Here is a 3,605-nt window from a genome sequence, read left to right as displayed (position 1 = left end):
TGGGATAATTTTTCATAGCTTAAACTCGCTTTTTACATAGAAGTATATCAAAAATCATAGATCTTGGACAGCTTCTTAGGAATGCCGTCATATCAATGATTATAGCCAAAAGTTAATGAGTTAACGAAATAAATACAACTTGTTTTTATATAAAGCTAATTTGAGAGGTGAAACCATTGAACACAATCCAAAAGAAAATCATGGCTTACATTGACCAGCATGACGAAACCAGTTTTGTCGAACTTGAAAACATCTTCGACGATTGTAGCTTCGACTGGTGTGGAAACCAACGAATTGCTTCATCAGAATGTAACAACTTGTGGTTCTGGACTGGTTGGAATAAACCGGCTGTCCGGCTGGTGGTGGAACTATTGCACAGCCACATGATTGAGATGCGTCAAGTTAGTCCGAATGTCTACTATATTGATGGCATCACGTTAAAAGTTCCCGTAGCTAACCGACAGCGTTTCTATAAGACCCCGCATTGGTTGCCGGTGGCGTTTACCAGTAAAAGAACGTCAACGAAGCGTGGTTGACGTAGATTTAATTGGTTTGCTTAGCAATGAAAAATTTGTGGTCGTTCTGAATGACCTCGGGTTCAATGACAAACGTGTCCTAATTAGCCGTTGAGCTAAGTCGTTCAAGTATCAATTGAAAGGGTGATTGAAATGCGCAGATTAACCAAGAATGATGTTCAAGTTTTCCGCCTGCTGAAAAAGGGTGCGGATAACAAAGTGACCAAGCGGCAATTGATGGCCGAAACGGGGATGAGCGCCCGCAATCTCTACGACACCATTGAAGTATTGCGATCGTTAGGAATTCCGATCATGGCTAGTCGTAAAGCCAGTGATTCAGGTTATTACATTGCCCAAACCAAAGAAGAAAAAGTGATGGGAATTGCGCAATATAAGCAGCAGATTGCCACCGAACAACATAACCTACAACTACTTGAAGCGGCTAACCTCAACCATTATTTGAAGCAAGCCATTAAGAATCCTGATTTCTAGTGGCTGTACGGTAGTGATGCCTAGCGATTCATCATAAGGCAGGTTCAACCGCTTCAACGTTCCATTTAATAGCATGGCAACCAAAGGTATTCGTTTATATGCGGATGCCTTTTGGCTTTGTCTGAACCGTTATGCGCATTATATGCAGACAAAGGCATAATATGAAGCAGGAAGACTATTAGTGTGGTCACTACTGTGGTCACGAGTGCAGTCACGACTGTGGTCATATAGTGACGACACTATTTTGGTTGTGGTAAAAATGATCAGGTTACTCCGTTTGCCCACACTATTGCCTACACTGTTGCCCACACTATATGTAGACAAATCGCAAGTAAGGGACTGCACATGGGACTACACTGGCATCCCTATATAGCAGATAGTAAGCAGCAAAGAGTCACAACAGAAACATAGTGGCGACACAACTTAGGCGATCTGGTAATTCTTGCCTGTTAAATAGTGGTCAACAGAGTGGTCAACCGTGAATTAAGGGATGATTTGGCAATGAGGTTTTTATTGGAAAATATTGGAATTTAACCCTAACTGGGGTTTATCCAAAAATAGACATACCCCCATGACAGAAAGATCAATACCCCCAATAAATTCATGGCTAAGTTTTCAGCCCCCAATTCGGTTTAGTAACAGAAAGTTGCAGGACGTATTAACATTATTTATATTAAGGCCATTTGGGATAAACTTATCTTATAATTAGCTTAAAAGACACTTTGATTAAGGGATGGCGATTGGTCGTGGAAACAACTAAGAAGCAATTGATTCAGCAAGGAAAACAAATCATCAAGGAATACCAGCACAACCAGCTTTTGGTTCAAGCGAGTAAGTTGCCGTTAAATCCTCAAGGCCAGCAGCTTGTTCAGCAAGCCCAAGCTTATAATGAACGAATTGACCAAATGGTTGACCTCATCACGCCGGAACGAACCCAACAAACGGTTATCCTGCATGGTCTACAAGGTCGTTCATCTGAATCACTGCAAGCAACGTTAGCATTAAGTGTTAGACGAATTACGGACGTTTACCAGCAAGGACTGGCACAACTCGCCCAGTTGGACGCTATCACCGTTTAAAGGGCATTCTGGAGGCATCTCATGGACAAATTGGATCAGTTACTAATTACCAACTACATGCACTTAAACGACAAGCTTCAACGCCAACAGCGCCGCTATCAGTTTGCCGAATGGATTTTCTGGCAGCAATCATTTATGAATTGCCCCGAAGCTTTTGATAGTAACGGGAATCCGATCTATACGACTCGCTATGATAAGCAGATGGATGCTCTAATTGACTTGGAAGCCCAAACGAATTTGAACCAGCAAATATTAACCTTTAAACGTCATTATTTTCAACGGTTTTTGCATTCATTGCCCACTGGTGATCATGCTTACTTGCGAGCAGTTTATTATTATGGCAAAGGTATCCCTAATCAACTCAAATTAGATCAACAAGCGTTGAATGAGTGTAACCAGATTGAAGAAGCCACCGCTTACCGTTTTGGCTTGCCAGTTACCCATGCTATTGACATTACTAACGATGTGAACCGGAATCTACGGCAAGCGTTGGAGATGATGGGATGAAGGATTTTACACCAGCTTATGAAACTGATTGGACGCCATACCAAGCCGCTTTCTTTTTACGAAGGTGGCAATACTACGATACGCATTTAAACGATTTGAGTGCCACGGAAATCAAGCAGGTTAAAGCATTGTATTATCGCTTATCCTACTTAACGGATCAGCAACGGGAACTACTGGCTGAAAAGTATTATATTGATCGCCCACAAGATATGATTACCGATGATAAACTAGCTAGCCGACATGGCTTATCAGTGTCGCAATATGAACGAGAGCGCCAAGCGGTAGTTAAGCAATTATGTAAGCAACGAAACCAACCAGCTAAGCAATTCAACCAAGCCAAGGAATTAAAGAAACTTTTGCCAGAAATGTTTGCCTAAGATATTCCCGCTAATGCTTGTTACGTTTGACTTTATGTAGAAAAGTACCAGTAAAGAAATGGTGGAAAATGGTGGAATTCAACACTAACCGTCATTCACTTTTTTGGTAATCACTGATACTTCAACGTTTGTGGAGTTTTTCCGTTTTTTCGGTTAAACTAAACGGAATTCTCCGCCGAGTAACGGCGATCATGCTCCCATTGTTCCCACCTTAAAAGGACATTTAGCTTACTATTGAATGAAAACCACACACGTCAACACACGTACCACACACACTAAAATGCCTTTACATCAACGTTTACACACGTTACACACCTACACACGTTGTTTTTTATAGACTTACTAATTTTAAATCAAGTAGGGATGAAGTAATTGAACGCAATCAGTTCTGAACAAGAAAGTACAAAAGCTCTAAGAGGCTGTCTAAAATCTCTTGAGTAATAGTGCTAAAAACGCCAAAACGACCATTTGCAGACTGGTGGTTAATTGACGCTCACAATTTTTCCAAAGTCGCCGACAATTCTCTAACCAACTAAAGGATCGTTCAACTACCAAACGTTGGGGCATGACTTCGAATCGATGCAACTCATTGCGCTTCGCAACCTGCACGGTTGCGTTTAAATTACTGGCTACAT

At 41.4% G+C, this 3,605-nt stretch carries 6 protein-coding genes; 5 read left to right on the top strand and 1 reads right to left on the bottom strand.

Annotated features, from left to right (window positions below; genetic code table 11):
• Window positions 1-176: 176 nt before the first annotated feature.
• The 5 genes from KTE19_RS13240 to KTE19_RS13220 all read left to right on the top strand — a co-directional run bounded on the left by KTE19_RS13240 (window position 177) and on the right by KTE19_RS13220 (window position 2,970).
• The gene (locus tag KTE19_RS13240) at window positions 177-536 is read left to right on the top strand and encodes a hypothetical protein (RefSeq protein WP_217342484.1); all 360 of its coding nucleotides are present in this window, start codon (window positions 177-179) and stop codon (window positions 534-536) included.
• A gap of 132 nt (window positions 537-668) precedes the next feature.
• Window positions 669-1,007: an HTH domain-containing protein gene (locus tag KTE19_RS13235; RefSeq protein ID WP_217342483.1), complete on the top strand. Its 339-nt coding sequence runs from the start codon at window positions 669-671 to the stop codon at window positions 1,005-1,007.
• A gap of 746 nt (window positions 1,008-1,753) precedes the next feature.
• Window positions 1,754-2,086, top strand: coding sequence for a hypothetical protein (locus KTE19_RS13230; RefSeq protein ID WP_217342482.1), 333 nt, complete (start codon window positions 1,754-1,756; stop codon window positions 2,084-2,086).
• A gap of 21 nt (window positions 2,087-2,107) precedes the next feature.
• Window positions 2,108-2,593: a hypothetical protein gene (locus tag KTE19_RS13225; protein ID WP_217342481.1), complete on the top strand. Its 486-nt coding sequence runs from the start codon at window positions 2,108-2,110 to the stop codon at window positions 2,591-2,593.
• Complete coding sequence (locus tag KTE19_RS13220) at window positions 2,590-2,970, top strand: hypothetical protein (RefSeq protein ID WP_217342480.1); 381 nt, start codon at window positions 2,590-2,592, stop codon at window positions 2,968-2,970. The genes KTE19_RS13225 and KTE19_RS13220 overlap by 4 nt, the downstream gene beginning before the upstream one ends.
• 423 nt (window positions 2,971-3,393) lie before the next feature.
• Here KTE19_RS13220 and KTE19_RS13215 read toward each other — a convergent pair.
• On the bottom strand, window positions 3,394-3,605 hold a 212-nt coding region (locus KTE19_RS13215; protein ID WP_217342479.1), incomplete at its 5' end, for a transposase.

The sequence above is a fragment of the Lentilactobacillus dabitei genome (assembly GCF_019061365.1).
GTDB lineage: Bacteria > Bacillota > Bacilli > Lactobacillales > Lactobacillaceae > Lentilactobacillus > Lentilactobacillus dabitei.
The sequence above is the reverse complement of the archived record's forward strand: the minus strand, read 5'-3'. Positions and strand labels throughout refer to the sequence as shown.

Bases quoted from the DNA above. Each gene is read 5' to 3' on its own strand.
- KTE19_RS13225 (WP_217342481.1), top strand. From the start codon at position 2,108: ATGGACAAATTGGATCAGTTACTAATTACCAACTACATGCACTTAAAC.
- KTE19_RS13235 (WP_217342483.1), top strand. From the start codon at position 669: ATGCGCAGATTAACCAAGAATGATGTTCAAGTTTTCCGCCTGCTGAAA.
- KTE19_RS13220 (WP_217342480.1), top strand. From the start codon at position 2,590: ATGAAGGATTTTACACCAGCTTATGAAACTGATTGGACGCCATACCAA.